Genomic DNA, 22,659 nt, shown 5'->3' with positions numbered 1-22,659 from the left:
CGATCCGGGGGCGGGCCGCTCTCGGTCGGCGGTCCGCGGCGGACCGTCGGTGGCTCGTGGTCGGTGGTCGGTGGTTCGGTGGCCGGTACCGACCCCGGCCGCCCCGGGCGGACCTGGTCCCCGTTCGGTGGTCAGTGGTTCGGTGGCCGGTACAGCCACAGCCGGAGCAGACGGCTGAGCCGCGGCATGACCAGGTAGGTCAGGGTCGGCAGCAGCAGCACCGGGAACACCGCGGCGCGCAGGAGCAGGGGCCAGGCGGCGGTGCGGGGCGTGAGCTGCCACTGGATGAGCAGGGTGAAGGGGTAGGCCGCGAGGAAGGTGGTCAGCACCATCTTCCAGCGGGGCGGCGCCTGCACGGTGGTGCCAGGCAGACCGAACCAGGTCTCCATTCCGGTCGTCGACTGCCGCTCACTGCCGATCTCGGTGGCGATGCCCTCGATCCGTGCGTGCCAGTCGGCCCGCTCCGGCGACTCCAGCCAGGCGGTGAGGCGGTGCGGATCGGAGAAGCGCAGCACCGCGTGGAAGCGGTGGCCGTCCTCGGGGCGCAGCCAGGAGACGCCCTCACTGCCGGGGAACCGTCTGACGCAGCGGGTGATCCCGTGCGTCCACTCCTCGAACTCCTGCTCCCGGCCGGGGCGCACCCGCCAGGTCAGCACCGTGGTGACGGGCTCGCCCCGCCGCAACTGAGTGGTACTCATGCTCATCACGTGTGCCACGGGCGGCGCGGGTCATGCCTTCCGTGGCGCGGGCTCAGCGCCCCAGGTTGTGATAGGCCAGCGCCTGGTTGACCGCGCGCACGCTCCGGGCGATGTGCTGCAACTGCAGCACCTCCGCCGCGTACAGCTTGATGGTGTGCTCGATCACCGACTCGGGCAGACCGAGCCCGGGCAGATCGGCGCGCGCCGTCTGCAGGGCGGTGCGCGCGATCCGGATCTCCTGCTGCACCTGGATCTGCGCATGGCGGGCGAGCAGAACGGGGTGGCGGATCAGGGCCGGGTAACTGGCGTAGCGGGCCGGCACCAGCTCGCGCAGCCACTTGGCCGCCGAGCGCTCCCAGTCGTAGCTGCCGGGGATCTTGACCTGGCACGGCCAGTCCGGGCTGATGCGCGTGGTCGTCAGAGTCATGGTCGTCGCTTCCGGGTCTACGGCGTCGAGAGGGGTGGTCCGACGGGCTTGGGCGGCCCCGGTCTAGGGGATGACCGGGGCCGCCGTGGGCGCTCGCGCAGGCGAGGCCCGACCGAACACCCTGGACGCCGACGCGGGTAGGAGACGGCGGTTTCGGGTGCTCGTGCAGGAGCCCGGGTGAGCGGACGGGGCCCGCGCGGCGGATGGAGCTGCGTGCGCATGGGCGGACCGTCGGCTTTCTGCGGGCGGATGCGGGGTGTGAGGACGGGGGTGCGGAACGTGTCCCGGAGCGGCCGGGGCGTGATCCGTGAGCAGTATTTATATATGCCGTGCCGTTTGCAAGACGTATGAAAACATTCATGCGTGATTTATGGTGGCTGGCCCGGTAGTAGCCGCATATGACCGGAGTCGGTCAGTCGCGCAGGAAGAACTGGTGCTGCTCGGAGATCTGCTCGTAGTCCTCGAGCCGCGCCTGGGTCCGCTCCGGGTCGGCGTCGGTCATGGCCTGGAGCAGCGCGGCTGCCATGACTCCGGGCGCGGCATAGGAGTCGAAGACCAGCCGGGAGCCGGTGCCGGTGGCGAAGACGACGTCGGCCTCGTCGGCGACCGCACCCAGCGCGAGGTCGGTGATCAGGACGACGCGCAGCCCGGCGCCGCGCGCGACGCGCAGCGCGGTGAGGGTCTCCTGCGCGTGCCGGGGCATGGAGAACGCCAGCACCCAGGTGCCGCCGGCCTCACGCGACTGGAGCAGCGCGTCGTAGGCGACACTGCCGCCCCGGGTCACCAGCCGTACGTCCGGGTGGATACGGCGGGCCGCGTAGGCGAAGTACTCGGCGAGGGAGACGGAGATGCGCAGCCCGAGGACGGTCAGCGGGGTCGACAGGGACAGCCGGCGGCCGATGTCGATCACCTGGTCGGGATTGGCGAAGTCCCGCCGGAGGTTCTCCAGGTTCTCCATCTCGGCGTCCACCGCCGCCTGGAGCTCGTTGCTCCCGTTCTCTTCCGTCGCTCCGGGGCCGCCCGCGAGGGTGCCGAGCGCGATGGACTGGAGCTTCTCCCGCAGCGCGGGGTAACCGCTGAAGCCGACGGCCGCGGCGAACCGGGTCACCGAGGGCTGGCTCACGCCGACCCGCTCCGCGAGATCGGTGATCGACAGGAACGCCGCTTCGGTGATGTGCTCGATCAGGTACTGCGCGATGCGGCGCTGGCCCGGGGACAGCCGCGGCCTGTCGAAGAGCGTCCTGAGCTGGGAGGCAGGGGCGGCCTCCGCCTCAGGGGCGGTCTTTCCCGAGGTGATCGATGATGCCTGTGCGCGTGCCTGTTGCGACGATGGCACCGGCGCGCTCCCTTTGTCTCCCACGGAGAGTCAACATAGCCCACACGACAGCCGTGACCAGGGCTTGTAGAGGATCATCCGACGACCCGCCCGAGGTGCGGATATCCGCCCGCCGATCGGGAACCCGCCCTGCGGCGACGACGTCGTCGCCCGAAGGCGTCCCGGCACACGAAACCAGATCTTTCGGCAGGTGAGACGGAATGAGCGCACTGAGCGCGCTGGAACAGGCCCTGGAACAGCGGTGGGAGTCGCTGTGGGCGAGGATCTTCGACAAGGAACCCGTCGAACTCCTCGACGCCCTGCGACGCGAGTGCGACAGCCACGCCGTCGTGTGCAGCGAGAATCTGGTCGTGGTCCCCAACGCCTACGACGTCGAGCTCGCCGACTCCGTGCACGACGAACTCACGCGCCGCGACAGCAGGGTGGGCCAGGCCCTCACCGACAGCCTGGCCAGGCACGCCGAACACCACGGCTACGCGTGGGCCGGCCCGCTCACGGTGCACATCACCAGGTCCGCACACGTGCCCAACGGCCGCTACCGCGTGGCCAGCAGCGTGATGGCGCACGTCAGCGCCGAGGGGTTCCAGCAGGCGGCGCGGTAGCGGTCGCAGTCCGCTCACCGGGGACCGGGTCACCGGCGGTAGATCGTGATCGAGTGACCGACCTCGTCGACCGGCCGGCTGCCGGCGATCAGCGCCTTCAGCCGCCCCTGCGCCTTGGCCACCGCCGAGTCGGACACGACCAGCAGTCCGCGCACGTCGGCGGCGGGCACCTCGCGCGGATCGGACGCCTCGATGCCGTAGGAGGACGCCACACCGCTGCCCTTGTACACGAGCCACACCCGTTCGCCCGGATACCGCTCGCGCAGCCGGTCGGCGAGCCGGCCCAGATCCTGGCCCCAGTCGACGTTGGAGTCGTGCAACCGCAGGTGCGTCTGCTCCGGGCCGCCGAACGCCTCGTTGGAGTACGGCAGATAGTAGGGATACGCCAGTAGGGAGCTGACCGCGACGAACAGGGCCAGTGCCCCCGTCACGACCGGCGCCCACCGCCGTCGTACCGTCACCACGCAGCCCGCCGCCACCGCGAGGAACATCGGCAGGAAGACGACGTAGCGGGTGCCGAAGTCGCGTGAGCCGTCCATGGCCGCGGCCAGCAGGACACCGGACGGGACCAGCAGATACGGCGCCGCGGGCCGCAGCCGCCGCAGCGCCACCACGACGACGGCACCGGCCGTCCACAGCGCGAGCAGACCGAGGGGGGTCTTCACCAGCAGCGCCGCCGGCAGGTAGTACCACAGCGACCCGGTGTAGAGCCGGCCGAAGAGGAAGCCCTGCCACGGGTAGTTCTCCAGTCCGAACTGGATGCGCATCCCGTCCCGGTACGCCTCGGGGAACGGCATGAGGTCCACCAGCAGCCCGCGCAGCCCGTGGACCGTGGGCACCTGCTGTTGCGGCGCCCACCGCAGCCGCGGATCCACCACCAGATACGTCATCCATACGACGGTGACGGCGGCCAGCGCCACCAGGCCCGCGCCCGCTGCCGCCCGCAGCAGCCGTCCGCGCCGGTCCCGTGAACCCGCGCGACCCGAGCACCACACGGACACCACGGCCAGCGCCATCAGGACCGGCAGCGCGGGCAGCGCGCTCATCTTCGTGGCCAGCGCCGCCCCCAGGGCCGCTCCGGCGAGCGGTACGTACAGTCGGGGCCGTCGCCGCGCCCGCCACAACAGCCACACCGACGTCAGCAGGAACCCGGCGGCCGGCACGTCGAGCGTGGCGAGGGATCCGTGGGCGATCAGGTCGGGGGAGAAGGCGTACAGCGCGAGGGCGGCCACCGCGCCGACCGGTCCGGCCAGATCACGGGCGAAGGCGAAGACGACAAGACCGAACAGCAGCGTCAGCGCGATCACCGGCAGGCGGGCCCACAGCATCAGCCGCCACGGATCGTTGCCCGACTCGTACAGCAGATGCCGGCCCAGTGCTCCCTGGTCGCCGGTGAACGACGGGTCCACGCGCGGATCGGCCAGGGCCACCCCGGCGGCGATCACCAGTTTGCCCAGCGGCGGATGTTCGGGGTTGTACCGCACCTCGTGCTCGTGCAGGTAGTCCGCGGCCGTGCCCACGTAGACGGGCTCGTCGATGGTCGGCGTCTGCCGTACGGCCGTGCTCACCATCGCGAAGGCCATCTGTGCGAGCAGCAGGAACACCAGCACCGGCACCGACCACCGCGCGGCGAGGCGACGCCTCGGCCCGGGGGCAGCCCTCTGCGGCGGGGCACCGTCTCGCGCCGCGGGGTCGAGGACCGATTGCTGTTCGCGCGTCATCATCCGCACCACGATGACACCGGCCGCGTCGCGGCGGGAGTGGCGCGGGGACACCCCGGGGGGTTCCTCCGCGCCGCTTCCCGCCGCTCGGGGCGTCACCGCTTCAGGAGTCGTACCGACAGACCTTCCGCCGTATAGACGGGTACGGCCCGCAGCCGGTCGGAGTTCAGCTCGACGCGGTCGAACTGGCCGCGCAGCACCAGCGCGCCCACCACGCGTACCGTGTGGCCCGCCGCCGGGGGCCTGTCGGCGTCCAGCCGCAGCGACAGCACACTGCCCTGCCCGAGGACCGCCCGCCGCGTGACCTCGAGCGCCGGCTCGTGGCCCGAACGCAGCGTCAGCTCCAGACCGGCGGACTGCTGGGTGTACGTACCGTGCACCTGGACCGGCCCGTCCAGCCGCAGTGTGCCGCCCGTCACCCGCACGTCGCCGTGCCCCAGGGCGTGGGCCGAACCGGCGACGAGCACGCCCTCCGCCAGCACGGTGCCGCCCGTGTACCGGTTGTGGCCGGTGAGGGTCAGGGTGCCGGTGCCTCGCTTGGTCAGGCCGCCGTCGCCGTCGATGTCGTTGCGCCAGCTGTCGGCGGCACCGAAGCCGCCGGCCGCCGCGTCGAGGGTGACCGTCACTCCGGAGTCGAAGGCGCCGTACCCGTCCGCCGCGGCGAACAGGTTCAGCCGTCCCCACTGCTCGAAGCCGTCCAGCAGGACGTATCCGGAGGGCAGCGCCGTCGTCCGCAGTACCTCGCGCCGCTGCGCCGCGTCCAGGTACGGCAGCCGCGTCTCCAGCAACACCTCCGCGCCCTTCGGCACGGTCAGGGGCTCGCTGCGGCCGTGCCGGGTCAGCACGTACGTCAGCCGGGGCCGCACCGCACGGGCGTTGGCCGCACGGTCGGCGTACGGGTCGGCGCCGGCGCCGGCCGCGTGGGCGTAGGCGTACAGCGTGTCGGCCGTCGTGCCGGTCCGCTGCTGGAAGTAGGCGAGGGCCTGGGCGCGCGCGGCGGCCTTGAGGGCGGCGTTCGCGGGGTCGGCCAGGGTGGCGGCGGCCAGTGCGGTGGCCATGATCCGTCCTCCGAGGACGTCGACCGTGGAGTGCATGCCGGCCATGATCCGGGTGTGGCTCAGCTCGAGGGCACGCGTCACCAGTTCCTGGAAGCGCTCGGGCACCGCGTACGCGTAGGCCAGGGACGCGAGATGGAAGGCGTTCGTGTGACCGCTGGGGAAGCCTCCGTCGTCCACCGGCGCCGTGCTGCGCTGGCGCAGCAGCTGAGGCGCGACGACCACCCGCGAGTCGTACACCGGGTAGCCGAGCGCGTCGGTCTTCCCGGTGTCGACGACCTCGCTGTCCTCGTTCATCCGCCACGGGCGCGGGTACTGGAAGGCGTACTTGCCGGGATTGCCTGAGGCGTACGGGCCGCGCACGGTGTCGACCAGCCTGGCGACCTGGCCGAGCTCCGAGTCGTAGGAGCCCGCGCCGAGTGCGGAGCCGGCGGGCGCGTCGGCCGGGACGGCGTCGCTGATCGTGGTGGCCGGGGTCCCCTCGGGCGCGGTGGTGATCGACGTGACCGCCTTGGCACCCGACCGGTACAGGTCGGCCAGCGGGCCCAGGCCGGCGATCATCGCGTAGCTCTGGTGCTGGCGGTCGTAGACGAACGCCTCCTTGGCCTGCGCGTCCGTCCGCGCGGACGTGATGCGGGCGCAGTAGCGCATGTTGGCGCGCAGCACGTCGGGGCGCAGGGGCGTACCGGTGTTCCAGGCGTCGCCGGTCCGCCACACCTGGGCCATGCCGCCGAGGGCGCGGACCACGGCGTTGGTCTCGGGCGTCAGGTTCGCCAGGACGTTGGACTTGTAGTCGTCGACGAACGCGGCGAGGCCGGTGGCGGCCTTCGCGTCCGCGGCGGCCAGCCATGTCACGAAGGTGGGCGCGGCCAGCACACCGGCCGAGGCGGCCAGGGACGTCTTGAGGAACCCCCTTCTGTCGACGGCGCGTTCACGGACTGACGCGGGGGAGTGGTGCCCGGCTGGTGACGGCATGCGTCTGCCTTCCTTGAGTGCTGCGGCTGAGTTCCCCGGCCCTGTGGCCGCGGGAGATCGTGCGATCGACGATGCGGTAGGCCGCACGTCGCATACGTGCCAGGTGGGGACCGTGGTCCGTGGTGCGTACGGGTGAAGATCTACGGCCGGTTCGTGTCCCGTCGACGCAGGTCCGGCGACCCGGACGTGTCCCGCGGGTGAACGGGGCCCGCCCGGCTCACAGGAATCCTCGGGCCGGCGTGACTCACGGGATCCCACCGCTCGGAGGGGTCCGCGGAAGCCCGCGGTCCGGCGCGGTTCGCGGAAGCCCGCTCTGCGACCGGCTGACGGATGCCGACCGCCGGGGTGGGCCACAGGAGCCCCCGCCTTACCGGCTCACGGGAACCAACCGCCCGACCGGCGCGGGAGCCGCCGGTGCACCGGCGCACGGCAACCCTTGACCGCCGTCGTTCACGGGTGCGGTCGAGGGTGACCGCGAGCGGTACGAAGGGCGCGGGAGTGATCGGACGAGGCTTCACAGGAGCGACCGGGCCAGTGCCGCCGCGCCCTCGACCGGTGCTACGCGCAACGGTCTCGGTCGGGCGCCGGGCACCGCTTCGGCGAGCGAGGACACGAAGGCGTCGTAGAGCGCGGGCTGGGCGAGGACGGTGCTGCCCGCGACCACCACGTCGTCCACCGCCACGCCGCGTGCGGCGAGCCGTTCGACGAGCGCGGACAGGGCGCGGCCGGCCTCGGCGATCACCGTGCGGGCGAGCGCCGAGCCTGCCTCGGCTGCCGCGAACACGGCCGGCGCGTGCCGGCCCCACTCCGCCGAGATGTCGGTGGCGCCCTCCAGCGCCGCGCCGAGCGCCGGAACCTCGCTGACGTGGAACGCGGCGAGGAGCCCTTCGGCGAGTGGGTCGGGGTCCGCTCCGCGGTCGTGGGCCGCCCACACGGCGCGGGCGGCCTCGCGGACGAGACCGGCCGAGCCGCCTTCGTCGCCGAGGACCGCGCCCCAGCCGCCGACCTGGACGGGGTTGCCGTCCGCGAGCCGGCCGACCGCCACCGAGCCGGTGCCGGCCACCAGGCCGACTCCCTTGTCCAGTCCCGCGGCGGGGACGAGCAGTTCGGCGTCGCCCACGACCAGCGCGGGCGCGTCGAAGTGCGGTCGGAGCGCGGAGCGGATGCCGGAGCACTGGCGAGGGGTCTCGCAGGCGTGTCCGCCCACGGCCACGGCCGCGGGGCGGGCGCCCGTCGGCAGGGCGTCGGCGGCCAGGGCGGCCAGCCAGGCCGCGGCGGCCACGGGGTCGTGCGGCCGCCAGCCGCTGCTCGTGCGGACGTGGTCGGCGACGACGTCGTCGCCCGCGAAGGCGCGCAGATGTGTCTTGGTGCCGCCCACGTCGATGCCCACCACAAGAGGGCACGAGGGGGAAGGGTCCTGCACGGATCCTCTTTCGTCGTTGCGCGGGGCTGCGACGGTGGGCGAACCGTGTATGGGGGAAAGGGAGTTGAAGAACTAGGGAAGCCCCGGGACGGGCCTCTTACCGAGCACGGCAGACGAGTACCGTGACCTTCGTTAGGAAGTTAACTAACGAAGTAGAGTGCGTGTCAAGAGGCATCGCGCACTCGACCACCGCGGGCGGCCCAGCCGGACCGCCGGGCGGGAACCGCGACGCCAGGGCATCCCATCGCCGCCTCCCCCGGAGCCGACCGACTCGGGAGCGCGGCCCTCGACCTGTGTGGGAGAACTGTGGAACACGACGTGGCGAACGCCCCCCGCCTGACCGAGAGCGCGAGCGCGGTGTTCGCCGTGCTGGCCCGGGCGGGCACGGCGACTCGGCCGCAGCTCGCGAGTCTGGCGGGCCTGTCGAAACCGACGGTGTCCTCCGCCGTGGCGGAGCTGGAGAGCGCCCGCCTGGCCGCCTGCTCCGGCACCGCCTCCAGCGGCACCGGCCGTTCCGCCGCCGTATACGGTCTCGGACAGGCGGCCGGGGCGGTACTCGCCGTCGACCTGGGCCCCGCCCTCACCCGGGTCCGTGGCTGTGCCCTGGACGGCACCCTGCTCGCCCAGGCCACCGGCCCCCGGGGCGACGCCGCCGACGTGGTGCGCGAGGCGCTGGTCGCGCTGCCCGCCGACGCCCCGCTGCGCACCATCGTGGTCGCCGTCGGTGACGTCACCGCGCGGGCGGAGGGTTCCGCCGTGCGCCCCGCGACGGCCAAGGCCGGCCCCGTCTTCGACGCCATGGCCGTCGCGCTGCCGCCGGGTGTTCCCGTGCACCTCGAGAACAACGTGAACTGTGCCGCGCTCGCCGAACTGCACGAGGGCGCGGCCCGCGGCCGGCACACCTTCGGCTATCTGCGGATCGGCGTGGGCATCGGCCTCGGCATCGTGGTCGGCGGGCAGGTGCTGCGGGGAGCCAACGGCGCCGCCGGTGAGCTGGCCCGGCTGCCCTACCCCTGGGACGACGACAGCGAGCCGCGCCACGAGGCGCTGGAGGAGTACATCGGCGCCCGCTCGCTGCTGCGGCGCGCGGCGGAGGCCTGGCCGGACGCCGAAGGGCCGCGTCCCGACACCGCCGAGCGGCTCTTCGCGCTCGCCCGCGAGGGCCGGTCCACGGCCCGCGCGCTGGTGGGCCGCCATGCCACGGACATCGGCCGCCTCGCCGCCGCCGTGACCGCCGTGCTGGACCCCGGACTGCTCGTGCTGGGCGGCAGTACCGGCGCGGACCCGCAGGTCCTGCCCGGTGTGCGGGCCGAACTGGCACGGCTCAGCTGGCCCACCGAAGTGGTCAGCAGCACGGTCGGAGATCTCGGCACGGCGGTGGGTGCCGCCCGGCTGGCGGTCGCCCGGGGAGTCCAAACCGTGACCGAGGCCGCGCGGACGAAGGATTGACGGCCTCCGACTCGGTCTGCCAATGTCCGGACAAGCGCTTTCTAAGTCGGTCGGGACACCGGCTTGGGGTGAGCGTCCCGCCCGTACTCGACGTACGGCAACCGCACCAGGGCGTGCTTGTGCGGTGACGGCCAGGAGGCCGGGGATCCTCGCCCGTCAGGATGACGCGGCCGGGCGAGGCCGCGCCCTCGGAAAGCAAAACTCTTCTGCACAATGCACCCGTGCCGCTCGGTCGGCGCCGTGCTCCGTCCCCGCGAGGAAAAGGGATCGAAGATGACCACTGTAGGTGTGCGGCGCTCCCGCCGACTCGGCCGCGGCGGCATGCGCCGCCTGGTTCCCCTCGCTGCCGTAGCCACGGCAGGTGTCATGCTGCTCTCCGCCTGCGGGTCGGGGTCCGACTCGGGCGGGACCGCCAAGTCGCTGACGTTCTGGATCTCCACGGTTCCGGGGCAGGACGCGGGCTGGAAGAAGATGGTGGCGCAGTACAAGAAGGAAACCGGCGTCAACGTCAAGCTCGTCAACATCCCCTACGACGGCTACACGACGAAGCTCCACAACGCCGCGCAGGCGAACTCCCTGCCCGACGTGGCGGCCGTGCCGGCGCTGGACCCGATCTGGTCGAGCAAGCTGATCGACCTCAGCTCCATCGCCAACAACAAGAGCAACAAGATCAACGCCAACTTCCTCGCCAAGGACTCGTCCGGGAAGGTGCTGTCCATCCCCTCGGACGTCACCGCGTCCGGCCTGTTCATCAACGAGACGCTGTTCAAGAAGGCCGGCGTCGCCTTCCCGGCCTCGCCCCAGAAGACCTGGACCTGGACCGACTTCATCGCCGCCGCGAACAAGGTCCGCGAGAAGACCGGCGCCAAGTACTCCCTGACGTTCGACCAGTCGCCGTCCCGGCTCCGCGCCATGGTGTACGAGATGGGCGGGAAGTACGTCCACGCGGACTCCTCCGGCAAGTTCTCGGTGGACGCGGCGACCAAGAAGGCCGTGAACTACTTCGTCGGACTGAACGACGACAAGACCATGCCGAAGTCGGTGTGGACCAGCGGCGCCGACCCGTCGGCCATGTTCCAGAGCGGTGACGTCGTCGCCTACTGGTCCGGCGTATGGCAGGTTCCCGCCTTCGCGGACAGCATCAAGAAGTTCGACTGGGCGAGCGTCCCGACTCCCGCCCAGCCGGTGCAGGCCAGTGACGTCAACAGCGGCGGCATGACGGTGGGCTTCAACAACAACGGCGACGCGGCGGGCGCAGCGACGAAGTTCCTGTCCTGGCTGTACGAGCCGGCCCACTACCAGGCGCTGTGCGAGGCGTCCGGGTTCCTGCCGGTCGAGAGCGGTCTGAGCCCGAAGTACCCCTTCAAGTCCGAGGCGGCGCAGGCGGCGTTCAAGCTGTACAACGAGGAGATCCCGCTCTACGACCCGATCTCCGGCTACTTCAACGGCGCGCAGACGAACTGGGTGCTGAAGGGCAAGAGCCTCACCGAGGACCCGACCAAGACGGAGCTCGGCAAGGCGATCAACGGCCAGCAGACGGCCGACAAGGCCCTGGAGAACATCGTGTCCGGCTACAACCAGCAGGTCGGCGGCTGATCGTGGGCCACAGGACCGGGCGGCGGGGCCGACACACCGCCGCCCGGCCTGGAAAACGCCCACGTGATGCCGGGCTCACGGCGTGAGCCCACAGCAATCCCATCCACCAGCACGGAGTCAGGAAGATGACAAAACGCGCCTCGGACGTGTCCGTGAGCCCGCCCAGGAGGCGCAGCAGCTACACCATTGCGCCGCTCGTCCTCATCACGGCCAATGTTGTGCTCTTCTCGCTGTTCTTCGTCTGGCCGGCGGTGATCGGGCTCGTCTACTCCTTCACGAACTACACGGGCGTAGGGGCGTTCCAGTTCGTCGGACTGGACAACTATCAGAACCTGTTCGGCGACTCCATCTTCTACGACGCGCTGGCCCGGACGCTGCTGTACGCCGTGCTCGTCGTTCCGCTGAACTTCGCGCTCTCGCTGCTCATCGCCAACCTGGTGGTGAGCAGGCAGGCCAAGGGCGCGTCGCTCGCCCGTGTCGTCTTCTTCATCCCGTGGCTCATCTCGCCCATCGTCGTGGGTGTCCTGTGGCGCTGGCTGTTCGGCGAGAACTTCGGACTGATCAACTACGTCATCGAGAAGCTCGGCGGGGACGCGATCCCCTGGCAGTCGAACGCGGACCTGTCCCTGGGCGTGGTGGTGATGGCGGGCGCCTGGTGGGGGACGGCGTTCTCGATGCTGTTGTTCATCGCGGCGATCAAGAACGTGCCCACCTCGTACTACGAGGCGGCCTCGCTCGACGGCGCGGGCCCCTGGCGCCAGTTCATCAGCATCACACTGCCGAGCATCGCGCCCACCTCCTTCATCGTCATCCTGCTCAACACGATCAACGCGATGAAGGAATACCCGCTGTTCCTCGCCCTCAACAACGGCGGACCGGGAACGTCGAACAACCTGCTTGTCCAGTACATCTACCAGACCGGCTTCAAAACGGGCCAGATCGGCTACGCGAGCGCCGCGTCGTTCGTGCTCATGCTCATCCTGATGGCCGTCGCGATCATCCAGCTGATCGTCAACCGGCGGATGGAGAACCGATGACAACCACAGACACGCCGCGTCCGGTCAAGGCCGATTCCGTACGGGCCCTTGCCAAGAGGCGGCCCCGCGGCGGGGGCGGCGGTGGGCTTCGGCGCGCGGTACCCGCGACGACACTGCTGTGGATCCTGGCGTGCCTCTACGGGCTGCCGGTGCTGTGGTTCGTCCTCAGCTCCTTCAAACCGGCCGGAGACCTGTTCTCCCTTCCGCTGACGGTGCTTCCGCACAACCCCACCCTGTCGGGCTACAAGGCAGCCTGGGACAGCGCCAACTTCTCCCAGTACTTCATCAACACGGCCATCGTGTGCGTGATCACGACGATCCTCACGGTGGGAGCCAGCTGCTGCACCGGGTACGCGCTGGCCAAGTACGACAACAAGTGGCTCAAGGTCTTCTTCCTCTGCATCCTGGCCACCACGATGCTGCCGTCCGAGGTCATGCTCGCCCCGGAGTTCCTGGTGGTCCGCGACCTCGGCCTCTACAACTCGTTCGGCGGCATCATCCTCCCGGCGGTGCTCACCGCGACCGGATGCTTCATGTTCCGCCAGTTCTTCCTGACGGTCCCCGACGAGCTCGTCGAGGCCGCCCGCATCGACGGGGCGCGTGAGCTGTCGATCTTCCTGAGGATCATGGTGCCGATCTCCCGGCCCATCATGCTGACGCTCGCCATCCTGTCGTTCCAGTGGCGGTGGAACGACTACATCTGGCCGCTTCTGATGCTCAACGACCCCGACAAGTTCACCGTGCAGATCGGCATCCAGAGCCTGGTCGGGGCGCAGAACATCAACTGGTCCGTGCTGCTCGGGGGATCGGTCATCTCCATGATCCCGCTGGTCCTCGTCTTCCTGGTCTTCCAGCGCTACGTCATGAGCGCCGACATCAATGCCGGACTGAAGGACTGACCGTGCCCACTGTGCTCGACCACGAGTTCGTCCGCGCGGTGGCCGGCGCCGCCGACCGGTCGGCCGTCCCGCTGGCGGCCTGCCCCGACCAGGAACCCGCCGGTGTGCCGCACCGTGGTCTGGCGCGCCGGGTGAAGACCCTGGTCGCGGCGTACCGTTCCCCGGACTCGGCACTGCACGGCAGCAGGCAGGCCGTCGCCGCCGCGATGACCCACCTCCGCGCCTTGCGGGCCGTGCAGACCACCACCGGCCTCTTCGCCGGCGGCGACAACGTGCAGTCACCGCCGGACTCCGCTTTCACCGTCAACGACGTGTGCGACGCGCACGTCCTCGCCGCGGGCGCGGGGCCGGAACTGCACGACGTCACGGCCGCGCTCGCCGAGATCGCCGGCGCCGCCTCCGGCAGTCTCCTGACCGGTGGGGTGCACACCCCGAACCACCGCTGGGAGCTGTGCGCGGCGCTGGCCCGGCTGCACCGGTCGTTCCCGGACGACCGGCTGCTCGACCGCGTGGCGGAATGGCTCGCCGAGGGCGTCGACATCGACGCGGAGGGCCTGTACTCGGAACGGAGCGCCAACTACGCGGCCCACGTGTCCAACCCGTCGCTGCTGCTGCTTGCCGACGTCCTCGGACGTGCCGACCTGCTCGACGCCGTCGAACGCAATCTCGCCACGACCCTGGACCTCATCAGGCCGGACGGCACGGTGGAGACCGTCCACTCGCGACGGCAGGACCAGAACCACCCGTTCCCGCTGGCGCCCTACCTGCCGCACTACCGGCTGCTCGCGATCCGCACGGGCCGGGGCGACTTCGGCCGGGCGGCGCGGCTGGCGGCCGCCGGCGGCATCGACGACCCCGACCTGCTCGCCCAGACCCTCCTCGCCCCGGACCTGTGCCGCGCCCTGCCGGACCCGGCCGCGGAGACACTTCCGCGCGACCGGTACATCACCACCGCACGCCTCGCCGCACGCGCCTCGGCCACCGCGCACACGGTGGTGTACGGCGGCTCCGACGTGCCCGAGCACCGGCGCATCCGCTCGGGCCTCGCCTGCAATCCCACCTTCCTGCGTCTGTTCGCCGGCGACGCCGTCCTCGACGCGGTCCGTCTCACGCGGGGGTTCTTCGACCTGGGCCCGTTCCGCGCCGCCGGCATGCAACGGCCCGCCGACAACCGGTACCGGCTCACCGAAACCCTCACGGCCGCCTACTACCAGCCGCTCCCGCCGGGTGGGCGACGGGACGACGGCGTCTACCGGCTGGCGGACGAGGGTCGCTTCGCGGCCGCGATGGCCTTCCCGGACCGGCCTCGGGACGAGGTCTCGCACACGACCCGCGTCGAGGTGGACCTGAGGGACGACGGTGCCGACCTGCGGATCGACATCAGCGGACCACGGGTGCCCTGGGCGCTCGAACTGACCTTCCGGCCGGGCGGCGTGCTGGAGGGTGCCGTACCGATCGGCGACGGACGCTGGTGCCTGACGACCGGGCCGATGACCTACCGGGTCGGCGACGACGAGATCCGGGTCGAGGCCGGCGTCGAGGCAGGCGAACTGCTCGCCGGGCCGGACCGGAGCGACGTACTACGGTACGACCCGGGTCAGGACTACACCGTGGCGGGCGGCACCGATGCGACGACCGGGAACCGCGTCTACATCGGTGGATCCGGCCCGCACACACTGACCGTGGCACTGCACGCCCGCCGGCCCGCACCTGTCGTGTGAGGAACCGGAACTCACCCGGCGCGACTGAGGACCGGAGGCCGGCGGCCCCGGTGGTGAACGTGACGGTGCCGCCCGGTTGTTGAGAGGAGTTGCCGGCCGCGTGGCGGGCGACGACGTCCGGCGTGTACGGGCTGTCGCGACCCCGCCCGCCACCGGAGTGACCGGCCGGGGAGGACCGGGTTCGCGGACGGCCCGGCCCCCCCGGAGTCCTCACGTCGCCGGGTCCACCCGCGGCATCGCCGTCACCGGTACGACGAGGTCGGCCCGGTCCCGCGTCGCCGCGACCAGCTCCGCGTTGGGCCGGTCGCTGCGGTGGACCCACGTCACCGCCTCCTCGTGTCCCTTGCCGAACTCCTCGTGCCGGGCCACCAGTCGGCGGACGCGTTCCTCCTCGTCCAGCTCGCAGAACCACACCTCGTCCAGCTGCGCCCGGACCCGCGCCCACGCGCCCGTGCCCAGCAGCAGGTAGTTGCCCTCCGTGACGATCAGCCGGGCGTCCGGCGGCACGGGCACCGCTCCGGCGAGGGGTTGTTCCAGCGTCCGTTCGAAGCCGGGGGCGTACACGATGCCCTGCTCACCGCCCTCCTCCTCGCGCAGGCGCCGTAGCAGTGCCGCGTACCCCGCCGCGTCGAAGGTGTCCGGCGCGCCCTTGCGGTCGCGGCGGCCGAGGCGGTCCAGTTCGACGTCGGCGAGGTGGAAGCCGTCCATGGGGACGTGCGCGACCCGGGGTGCTCCCGCCTCGTCGAGCGCGCGCACCAGGTGCTCGGCGAGGGTCGTCTTGCCCGAGCCGGGGCTGCCGGCGATGCCCAGGACGGCTCGCCGCCCGTCGCGGGTGAGCGCCCGGGCACGGATCAGCAGGTCGTCGAAGGTCAGCGGCACAGAGCAGAGTGTGTCACCCGGCGACTCGGACGCTTCGGCTGCCCTCGGCCGACCCGGAAAAGTCACGGAATCCCCGTTGTGGCGTGCGCCACTCACTGGACTCGCCTTCTCGGGGAACCGTCTCCTTATGACGCAGCTCGGTCTCCCCGAAGAAATTGTCGCCTGCCTCTTCGACCTCGACGGGGTCGTCACCAGGACGGCCGTGGTGCACGCGGCCGCCTGGAAGGAGACGTTCGACGCGTTCCTGCGCGAGCGGGAGGGCGACCGGTTCCGGCCGTTCGAACAGGCCGACTACGACGAGTACGTCGACGGACTCCCGCGCGCCGACGGCGTCCGCAGCTTCCTGGCCTCCCGCGGCGTCGAACTGCCCGAGGGCGATCCGGGCGACCCACCCGACGCGCCAACGGTCAACGGACTCGGCAACCGCAAGAACGACCTGGTCCTGGCGAAGATCCGGGCCGGCGGCGTCGAGGCCTACGACGGCACCCTGCGCTACATCGAGGCGGTCCGCGAGCAGGGACTGCGCACCGCGATCGTCTCCTCCAGCGCCAACTGCCGGGACGTGCTGCGCGCGATCGGCGCCGAAGACCTCTTCGACGTACGCATCGACGGCGTGGTGGCCGCCGAACGGCACCTGCCGGGCAAGCCGCACCCCGACACGTTCCTGGCCGCCGCCCAGGACCTCGGCACCGACGCGGCGCACTCCGCCGTCTTCGAGGACGCGCTGGCCGGCATGGACGCGGGACGCGCCGGGCGCTTCGGGTACGTCGTCGGCGTCGACCGGGTGGGGCAGGCCGAGGCGCTGTCCGCACACGGCGCGGACCGGGTCGTCAAGGACCTCGCCGACCTGGGAGGCAGGGCGTGATCACCCAGAGGTCGTACAGCGTCGAACCGTGGGCCGTGCGCGAGACCGAGCTGAACCTCGACGTCCTGGCGCAGAGCGAGTCCGTGTTCGCGCTCTCCAACGGCCATGTCGGCTGGCGCGGCAACCTCGACGAGGGCGAACCGCACGGACTGCCCGGTTCCTACCTGAACGGGGTGTACGAGCTGCATCCGCTGCCCTACGCCGAGGCCGGCTACGGCTACCCGGAGTCGGGCCAGACCGTCATCAACGTCACCAACGGCAAGGTGCTGCGGCTGCTGGTGGACGACGAGCCCTTCGACCTGCGCTACGGCCGCCTCGTCGCGCACGAGCGGACACTCGACCTGCGCCGCGGGACACTGGAGCGGGTCTGCGAGTGGGTCTCCCCGGCCGGCACGCGCATCCGGGTGCGCTCCACCCGGCTCGTCTCCCTCACCCAGCGGGCGATCGCCGCCGTGGCCTACGAGGTGGAGGCCGTCGACAGCGACATCCGCGTGGTGATCCAGTCGGAGCTCGTCGCCAACGAGACCCTTCCGGGAGCGAACGGCGACCCGCGGGCGGCCGTGGCGCTCAAGTCGCCGCTGGAACCCGAGGACGACTTCGCCGTCGGTCGCCGGCTGCGCCTGGTGCACCGCACCCGGCGCAGCGGCCTGCGGGTGGCCGTGGCCGCGGACCACGTGGTCGAGGGGCCGGAGGGGACCACCACCGGCGCCGAGAGCAACGTGGACGTCGCCCGGCTGACCGTCACCTCGGTCCTGGCGCCCGGTCAGCGGCTGAAGGTGGAGAAGCTGGTCGCCCACGGCTGGTCCGGCGCGCGGTCCCTGCCCGCGATGTGCGACCAGGTCGACGCGGCGCTGGCGGCGGCCGCGATGGGCGGCTGGCAGGGTCTCGTGGACGAACAGCGCACCGAACTCGACGACTTCTGGGCGCGCGCGGACGTCGAGATCGACGGCGACGAGGAAATCCAGCAGGCCGTCCGCTTCGCCCTCTTCCATGTGCTGCAGGCCGGCGCCCGGGCGGAACAGCGCGCGATCCCCGCGAAGGGACTGACCGGCTCCGGCTACGACGGCCACGCCTTCTGGGACACCGAGACCTTCGTGCTGCCGCTGCTGACCTACACCGCGCCCGACGCCGTGGCCGAAGCCCTGCGCTGGCGCCAGCGCACCCTGCCCGAGGCCAAGGAGCGCGCGGCCCAACTGGGCCTGAACGGAGCCGCGTTCCCGTGGCGGACCATCGCGGGCTCCGAGGGGTCCGCGTACTGGCCCGCCGGCACGGCCGCCTTCCACGTGAACGCCGCCGTCGCGGACGCGGTGGTGCGCTACACGGCGGCCACCGGCGACGAACGCTTCGCCCGCGACACCGGGATCGAACTGCTGGTGGAGACGGCCCGTCTGTGGCGCTCGCTGGGCCACCACGACCACCACGGCGTCTTCCACATCGACGGCGTCACCGGGCCCGACGAGTACAGCGCGGTCGCCGACGACAACGTGTACACCAACCTGATGGCCCGGGCGAACCTGCTGGCCGCCGCCGACGCCTGCGAACGCCACCCGGACCGGGCCGCCGGGCTCGGCGTCGACGAGGAGGAGAGTGCCGCCTGGCGGGACGCGGCCACCGCCGTGCACGTCCCCTACAACCACGAACTCGGCGTGCACGAACAGCACGCGGGCTTCACCCGCTACCAGCGCTGGGACTTCACCGACACTCGCGCCGACCAGTACCCGTTGCTGCTGCACTTCCCGTACTTCGACCTGTATCGCAAACAGGTCGTCAAGCAGGCTGACCTGGTGCTGGCGATGTACATGTGCAGCGGCTGGTTCGACGAGTTCTGCGACGAGGAGCAGATCGCCCGCAACTTCGCCTACTACGAGCCGCTGACCGTGCGGGACTCCTCCCTCTCGGCGTGCTGCCAGGCCGTCGTCGCCGCCCAGTCGGGCCATCTGGACCTCGCCTACGACTACGCGGCCGAGGCCGCGCTGATGGATCTGGCGGACCTGGAGCACAACACCCGCGACGGACTGCACATCGCCTCCCTCGCCGGTACCTGGACGGCGCTGGTGGCCGGCTTCGGCGGACTGCGCCGTGACGGCGACACCCTCCGGTTCGCTCCCCGCCTGCCCGAGCGGTTCAGCCGCCTGGCCTTCACGCTCCAGATCCTCGGCCGCCGCCTGCGCGTGGAGATCGGCCCGGACAAGGCGACGTACACGCTGCAGACCGGAGGGCCCCTGACGATCCGCCACCACGGCGCCCCGCTGACCCTCCGCGACGACGGCCCCGTCGTCCGCACGGTTCCCTGGCCGGCCGCACGCCCCGCGCCGGACCAGCCGCCGCACCGCAGGCCCAACGCCCACTGACCGGGCGGGCGGCCACGGCGGAAGCCCGGGGCCGCCCGGGGCCCGCACCGTCCGCCGGCGTTTCCCGCCCGTCCGACCAAGGTGGCGGGCTCGACCCGAACGCCGTCGGCTTCCTGATCGTCGGCCTCTTCCTCGCCACCCGGATCGTCGCCCTGCCGGTGTGGAAGTTCGGCCGGATCGAGGCGAAGCGGACGGCCGGGCTCGCCGCGGCCGACGAACTCCCGTGACGAGAAACCCGCCGCCGCGCCGGGGCCGGCGTCTTCGCCGTCACACCCGCAGCCGCAGTTCCCTGCGCCACTTGACCAGCTGCTGCTCCGGATCTCCCGTGTACGACCAGGGAGCCCGCGTGCCCCGGGGGCCGAGCAGCCGCAGCATCGAGACGGCGACGTCCGAGATGCCCGCCTGACAGGCCGCGTGGGCCAGGTAGTTGAGGTCACGCAGCTCGCCGGGCCGGATGTCGTCCCGCTCCCGGCTCATGATCCAGCGCTGCCAGGTACGGCGTGCGTCGCTGACGGCGCCGTCGTGCCGGAAGTGCTGGCCCAGTCCCACCGTCGCCCGACCGCCTTCGGTGGAGTCCACGGCGTACCGGTACTCCTCGACGCGGGCGTACTGCACCAGCACCGGCAGCGCGCAGCCAGGCGGCGCGACTCCGGCCGCGTCGCGCGCGAAGTCGTACATGAGACCGTGCGAGCCGTGCCAGCGGGAGGAGTAGTAGTGGAGCACCTGCAGGTGGCCCTCGACGTTGTAGGCGTCGCGCCCCTGCAACTCGTCCCACCAGCGCGCCAGTTCCTGCCGGCGCACCCCCGTCGGATACAGCCGGGCCACGGAGATCAGGGAGGTCCACGGCGTCGGGTCGTCCGGATACGACTCGGCGGCCTGCAGGCACGACATCACCGCGGTGTCGATGCGGTGCCGGTCGATGGGCGCGCCCCGGCCGGCGGCGATGGCCAGGTTGAAGGCCCGGGCCGTCTCCGTCGCCGCGCGCAGCACCAGCGCGTCGCCGCTGTTCGGTTCGGCGGCCAGCCAGGACTCCGCCGTGGAACTGCCCGCGCAGGCCTGTGCCAGAAGTCTGACCCGGTGGCCGCGCGAGACCCAGTCGGGCCCGGTGGAGCGCAGCAGTGCGCGCAGTCCCTGCCAGCGGCCGATGACGATGTCCTGGCGGGCGGAACTGAGCGGTGAGTCCCCGCAGTCGGGGTCGAAGTCGGGAGCGAAGCGGTCTCGCGCCATCGGGTGCCCCCTCAGAAGTCGGTGGAGAGACCCTCGTGGACGGGGGAGTCGGGGAGTGTCGCCCCGGTGGGGACGTAGTCCGCCGCCACGGTACGTGTCGCGTCCAGTCTGGCGGGCCGGTAGTAGTCGCTGCCCTGGCGCCAGTACCAGAGCATGGGGATCAGGCCGACGGCGAGCCCGCCGATGCCGATGACGATCGCCGTGGTGCTCAGCTGGCCCAGCGACTCGAAGAAGATCCAGAACATGAACAGGGCGCCGAACAGCGGCCACAGTCCGCCGAGGATGAAGTTGGACGCCGACTTCAGCAGCATCTTGCGGTAGGCGACGACCACCGCGAGACCGGCCAGGCCGTAGTAGACGGCGATCTGCAGACCGATCGCCGAGATGGCGTCGGCCAGGATGTCGCCCACCGAGCCCAGGGCGTTGGAGGCGATGAACATCCCCAGGGCCACGACGCCGACCACCACGATCGCCACCCACGGGGTGTTCCACCGGCGGTGCACCCGGCCCAGGGCGGACGGCATCGTACGGTCGCGTCCCATCGCGAACAGGGAGCGGGTGACCTGGATGAGCGTGGTCTCCAGGGTGGCGATGGTGGACAGCATCACGGACACGATGAGCAGCTTGCCGCCCCAGCCCGGCCAGATCTCCTCGCCCAGCACCGACAGCACGTTGGCGTTGTTGTCCTCGATCTGCTGCGCGGACAGGATGACGTTCGCGGTGATGGTGAACACCTCGAACAGCAGGAAGACGATGCCCACCCCGATGAGCCCCGCGAGCCCTGTCGTACGACGGCTGTCGCGGGTCTCCTCGCTCAGGTTGCTGGTGACGTCCCAGCCCCAGTAGTAGAACGCGGCGATGAGCGCGCCGGACGCGAAGCCGGCCGTCCCGTCGAAGTGGGAGAAGCCGAGCCAGGACCATTCGAAGGTGCGGGCGTTGCCCGTGTGGAAGAGGGCGAGGACCGCGAAGAGCGCCAGGACGGTGAGCTCGATGCCCGACATGACGAGCTGCGCGCGCACCGTCAGCCGGGCGCCGCCGAGCACCACCAGCAGCATGAGCACGAACCAGGCCGCTCCGACGACGGTGGACAGGGCGGTGTTGTCGGCGAGGTTCTCGTCGAAGAGGGCGAGCGTCATCGACCCGGCCGGCAGCGAACCCGCCACCATGAAGATGGTCGCCGAGATCACCAGGGCCCAGCCGCTCATGAAGCCGAGGAAGGGGTGGAGGGTCCGCCCCACCCAGGAGTAGCTGGCGCCCGCGTTCACGTCGATGCGGCTGAGATAGCTGAACGCGAGGGCGATGCCCAGCATGGGTATCGCGCAGTACAGCAGTGCCGCCGGGCTCGCCAGGCCCACCGCTCCGACGAGGACCGCGGTGGTCGCGGCCAGCGAGTAGGCCGGAGCGCTGCCGGCGACGGCCATCACCACGGTGTCGAAGGTACTGAGGGCATTGGCCTGGAGCCCTCTGCCCCTGCTGTTGCTCATGGTTGCGCTGCTTTCGTCGTGCACGACGCGGGGGCGACCGGCCCGGGCGGCGTAGGAGGGGCGGGGGGTGAACCGCCAGGGGTGGGTGAACCGGCGGGGGTGAACCCGTCCACAGCCGGAGAGGGATCGCCTCGGGCAGGGGGCGGTGCGAGACAGCAGGTGGTGGATACCGTTGTGCCTCGCCGTTGGCATACGGTCACACCGTGTGTGCGAGTGATGATAGCCGTACTCATTGAGCTTTCAAGATTGACCGGAGAGTAATCTTCCGGACAGCGCTATGCCCTTCGCCACCCGTCTCGTGAGGTTGGAGGGCGCGGATGGGGAAACGCGGATCAGGACACCGGAGACAAACGATCCGACGCACCGCGAGGGAGGCAGCCCATGGGCACCGAGCCGATGGCCGACGACGCGTACCAGCCCACCGGCGGCAACGAGGAGCAGGAGGACGCGGCGCCGCTCGACCTGCAGGACGCCGTCGACGAGCGGAACTACGACGACATCCTCGACGAGGGCTACTCGCCGCCGGAGAAACCCCTGGGCGCCACGAAGTACGGCACCACGGCCGCCGAGCAGCACGACGGCGAGAGCCTTGACCAACGGCTCGCCCAGGAGGTGCCCGACGCTCAGGCGCCGGCCGGGGACGGCATCGGTGACCTGCCCCAGGGGGAGGGCGAAGCCGTCGATCCGGAGGCGGGCACGGACCGGGCGGGCCGCCTGGTCGCCCCGGACGAGGGCGCGCACCCCGACACCACGAAGGAGGTCGTCGCCTCCGACGTGGGCATCGACGGGGGCGCCGCGGGGGCCGAGGAGGCCGCCGTGCACGTCGTCGAGGACGACACGGAGCTGCCCGAGGACGACCGGAGCGCCTGACCACTCCGCCCGGCCGGCCGGGTCGGAGTGACAGGAGGCCCGGT

The 22,659-nt window shown here is 71.5% G+C and carries 18 protein-coding genes; 9 read left to right on the top strand and 9 right to left on the bottom strand.

The features are described 5' to 3' along the window. Nucleotides 1-131: 131 nt before the first annotated feature. From OG985_RS08635 to OG985_RS08625, 3 genes are all read right to left on the bottom strand, one after another. Nucleotides 132-698 carry an antibiotic biosynthesis monooxygenase gene (locus OG985_RS08635; protein ID WP_371667667.1) on the bottom strand — a complete coding sequence of 189 codons (567 nt, stop codon included), beginning with the start codon at nucleotides 696-698 and terminating at the stop codon, nucleotides 132-134. Between the two features lie 52 nt (nucleotides 699-750). Next, nucleotides 751-1,125: a hypothetical protein gene (locus tag OG985_RS08630; protein WP_371667666.1), complete on the bottom strand. Its 375-nt coding sequence runs from the start codon at nucleotides 1,123-1,125 to the stop codon at nucleotides 751-753. Nucleotides 1,126-1,537: 412 nt separating this feature from the next. Beyond that, on the bottom strand, nucleotides 1,538-2,461 hold the full coding sequence (locus OG985_RS08625; RefSeq protein ID WP_371667665.1) for a MurR/RpiR family transcriptional regulator: 924 nt from the start codon (nucleotides 2,459-2,461) through the stop codon (nucleotides 1,538-1,540). Between the two features lie 200 nt (nucleotides 2,462-2,661). Here OG985_RS08625 and OG985_RS08620 point away from each other — a divergent pair, with 200 nt between their 5' ends. Beyond that, the gene (locus tag OG985_RS08620) at nucleotides 2,662-3,063 is read left to right on the top strand and encodes a DUF3662 domain-containing protein (RefSeq protein ID WP_371667664.1); all 402 of its coding nucleotides are present in this window, start codon (nucleotides 2,662-2,664) and stop codon (nucleotides 3,061-3,063) included. Between the two features lie 29 nt (nucleotides 3,064-3,092). Here OG985_RS08620 and OG985_RS08615 read toward each other — a convergent pair whose 3' ends face one another. The 3 genes from OG985_RS08615 to OG985_RS08605 form a co-directional block, all read right to left on the bottom strand. Next, nucleotides 3,093-4,787, bottom strand: a complete 1,695-nt coding sequence (locus OG985_RS08615; protein ID WP_371674303.1) for a phospholipid carrier-dependent glycosyltransferase — start codon at nucleotides 4,785-4,787, stop codon at nucleotides 3,093-3,095. 92 nt (nucleotides 4,788-4,879) lie between these two features. Beyond that, on the bottom strand, nucleotides 4,880-6,814 hold the full coding sequence (locus OG985_RS08610; protein WP_371667663.1) for a phosphatase PAP2 family protein: 1,935 nt from the start codon (nucleotides 6,812-6,814) through the stop codon (nucleotides 4,880-4,882). 514 nt (nucleotides 6,815-7,328) lie between these two features. Continuing rightward, the gene (locus OG985_RS08605) at nucleotides 7,329-8,237 is read right to left on the bottom strand and encodes a BadF/BadG/BcrA/BcrD ATPase family protein (RefSeq protein WP_371667662.1); all 909 of its coding nucleotides are present in this window, start codon (nucleotides 8,235-8,237) and stop codon (nucleotides 7,329-7,331) included. 318 nt (nucleotides 8,238-8,555) lie between these two features. On the opposite strand from OG985_RS08605, the gene OG985_RS08600 reads away from it, so the two are divergent. From OG985_RS08600 to OG985_RS08580, 5 genes are all read left to right on the top strand, one after another. After that, the gene (locus tag OG985_RS08600) at nucleotides 8,556-9,686 is read left to right on the top strand and encodes an ROK family transcriptional regulator (RefSeq protein WP_371667661.1); all 1,131 of its coding nucleotides are present in this window, start codon (nucleotides 8,556-8,558) and stop codon (nucleotides 9,684-9,686) included. 273 nt (nucleotides 9,687-9,959) lie between these two features. Next, nucleotides 9,960-11,282, top strand: coding sequence for an ABC transporter substrate-binding protein (locus OG985_RS08595; protein ID WP_371667660.1), 1,323 nt, complete (start codon nucleotides 9,960-9,962; stop codon nucleotides 11,280-11,282). Nucleotides 11,283-11,407: 125 nt separating this feature from the next. After that, a complete protein-coding gene (locus OG985_RS08590) occupies nucleotides 11,408-12,319 on the top strand; it encodes a carbohydrate ABC transporter permease (RefSeq protein ID WP_371667659.1) in 912 nt (303 codons plus the stop codon). Beyond that, complete coding sequence (locus tag OG985_RS08585) at nucleotides 12,316-13,218, top strand: carbohydrate ABC transporter permease (protein ID WP_371667658.1); 903 nt, start codon at nucleotides 12,316-12,318, stop codon at nucleotides 13,216-13,218. Before OG985_RS08590 ends, OG985_RS08585 begins: the two co-directional genes overlap by 4 nt. A 2-nt stretch (nucleotides 13,219-13,220) precedes the next feature. Then, on the top strand, nucleotides 13,221-14,939 hold the full coding sequence (locus tag OG985_RS08580; protein ID WP_371667657.1) for a hypothetical protein: 1,719 nt from the start codon (nucleotides 13,221-13,223) through the stop codon (nucleotides 14,937-14,939). 210 nt (nucleotides 14,940-15,149) lie between these two features. Here the strand turns inward: OG985_RS08580 and OG985_RS08575 are convergent, their stop codons facing one another. Further along, nucleotides 15,150-15,818, bottom strand: coding sequence for a nucleoside/nucleotide kinase family protein (locus OG985_RS08575; protein ID WP_371667656.1), 669 nt, complete (start codon nucleotides 15,816-15,818; stop codon nucleotides 15,150-15,152). Nucleotides 15,819-15,945: 127 nt separating this feature from the next. Between OG985_RS08575 and OG985_RS08570 the strand changes: the two genes are divergently transcribed. Further along, a complete protein-coding gene (locus tag OG985_RS08570; RefSeq protein ID WP_371667655.1) occupies nucleotides 15,946-16,683 on the top strand; it encodes an HAD family hydrolase in 738 nt (245 codons plus the stop codon). Then, entirely contained in the window at nucleotides 16,680-19,034 is a 2,355-nt protein-coding gene (locus OG985_RS08565; protein ID WP_371667654.1) for a glycoside hydrolase family 65 protein, read from the top strand. The genes OG985_RS08570 and OG985_RS08565 overlap by 4 nt, the downstream gene beginning before the upstream one ends. A 267-nt stretch (nucleotides 19,035-19,301) precedes the next feature. On the opposite strand, the gene OG985_RS08560 is transcribed toward OG985_RS08565, so the two are convergent. Together OG985_RS08560 and OG985_RS08555 are read right to left on the bottom strand one after the other, a co-directional pair. Then, nucleotides 19,302-20,261 (bottom strand): hypothetical protein, encoded by a 960-nt coding sequence (locus OG985_RS08560; protein WP_371667653.1) that lies wholly within the window; start codon nucleotides 20,259-20,261, stop codon nucleotides 19,302-19,304. 11 nt (nucleotides 20,262-20,272) lie between these two features. Continuing rightward, nucleotides 20,273-21,745, bottom strand: a complete 1,473-nt coding sequence (locus OG985_RS08555; RefSeq protein WP_371667652.1) for an APC family permease — start codon at nucleotides 21,743-21,745, stop codon at nucleotides 20,273-20,275. A gap of 381 nt (nucleotides 21,746-22,126) precedes the next feature. Here OG985_RS08555 and OG985_RS08550 point away from each other — a divergent pair, with 381 nt between their 5' ends. Beyond that, on the top strand, nucleotides 22,127-22,615 hold the full coding sequence (locus OG985_RS08550) for a DUF5709 domain-containing protein (protein ID WP_371667651.1): 489 nt from the start codon (nucleotides 22,127-22,129) through the stop codon (nucleotides 22,613-22,615). The last annotated feature ends 44 nt before the right edge of the window (nucleotides 22,616-22,659 follow it).

The organism is Streptomyces sp. NBC_00289 (assembly GCF_041435115.1).
In the GTDB taxonomy this organism is placed as follows: domain Bacteria; phylum Actinomycetota; class Actinomycetes; order Streptomycetales; family Streptomycetaceae; genus Streptomyces.
The sequence above is the reverse complement of the archived record's forward strand: the minus strand, read 5'-3'. Positions and strand labels throughout refer to the sequence as shown.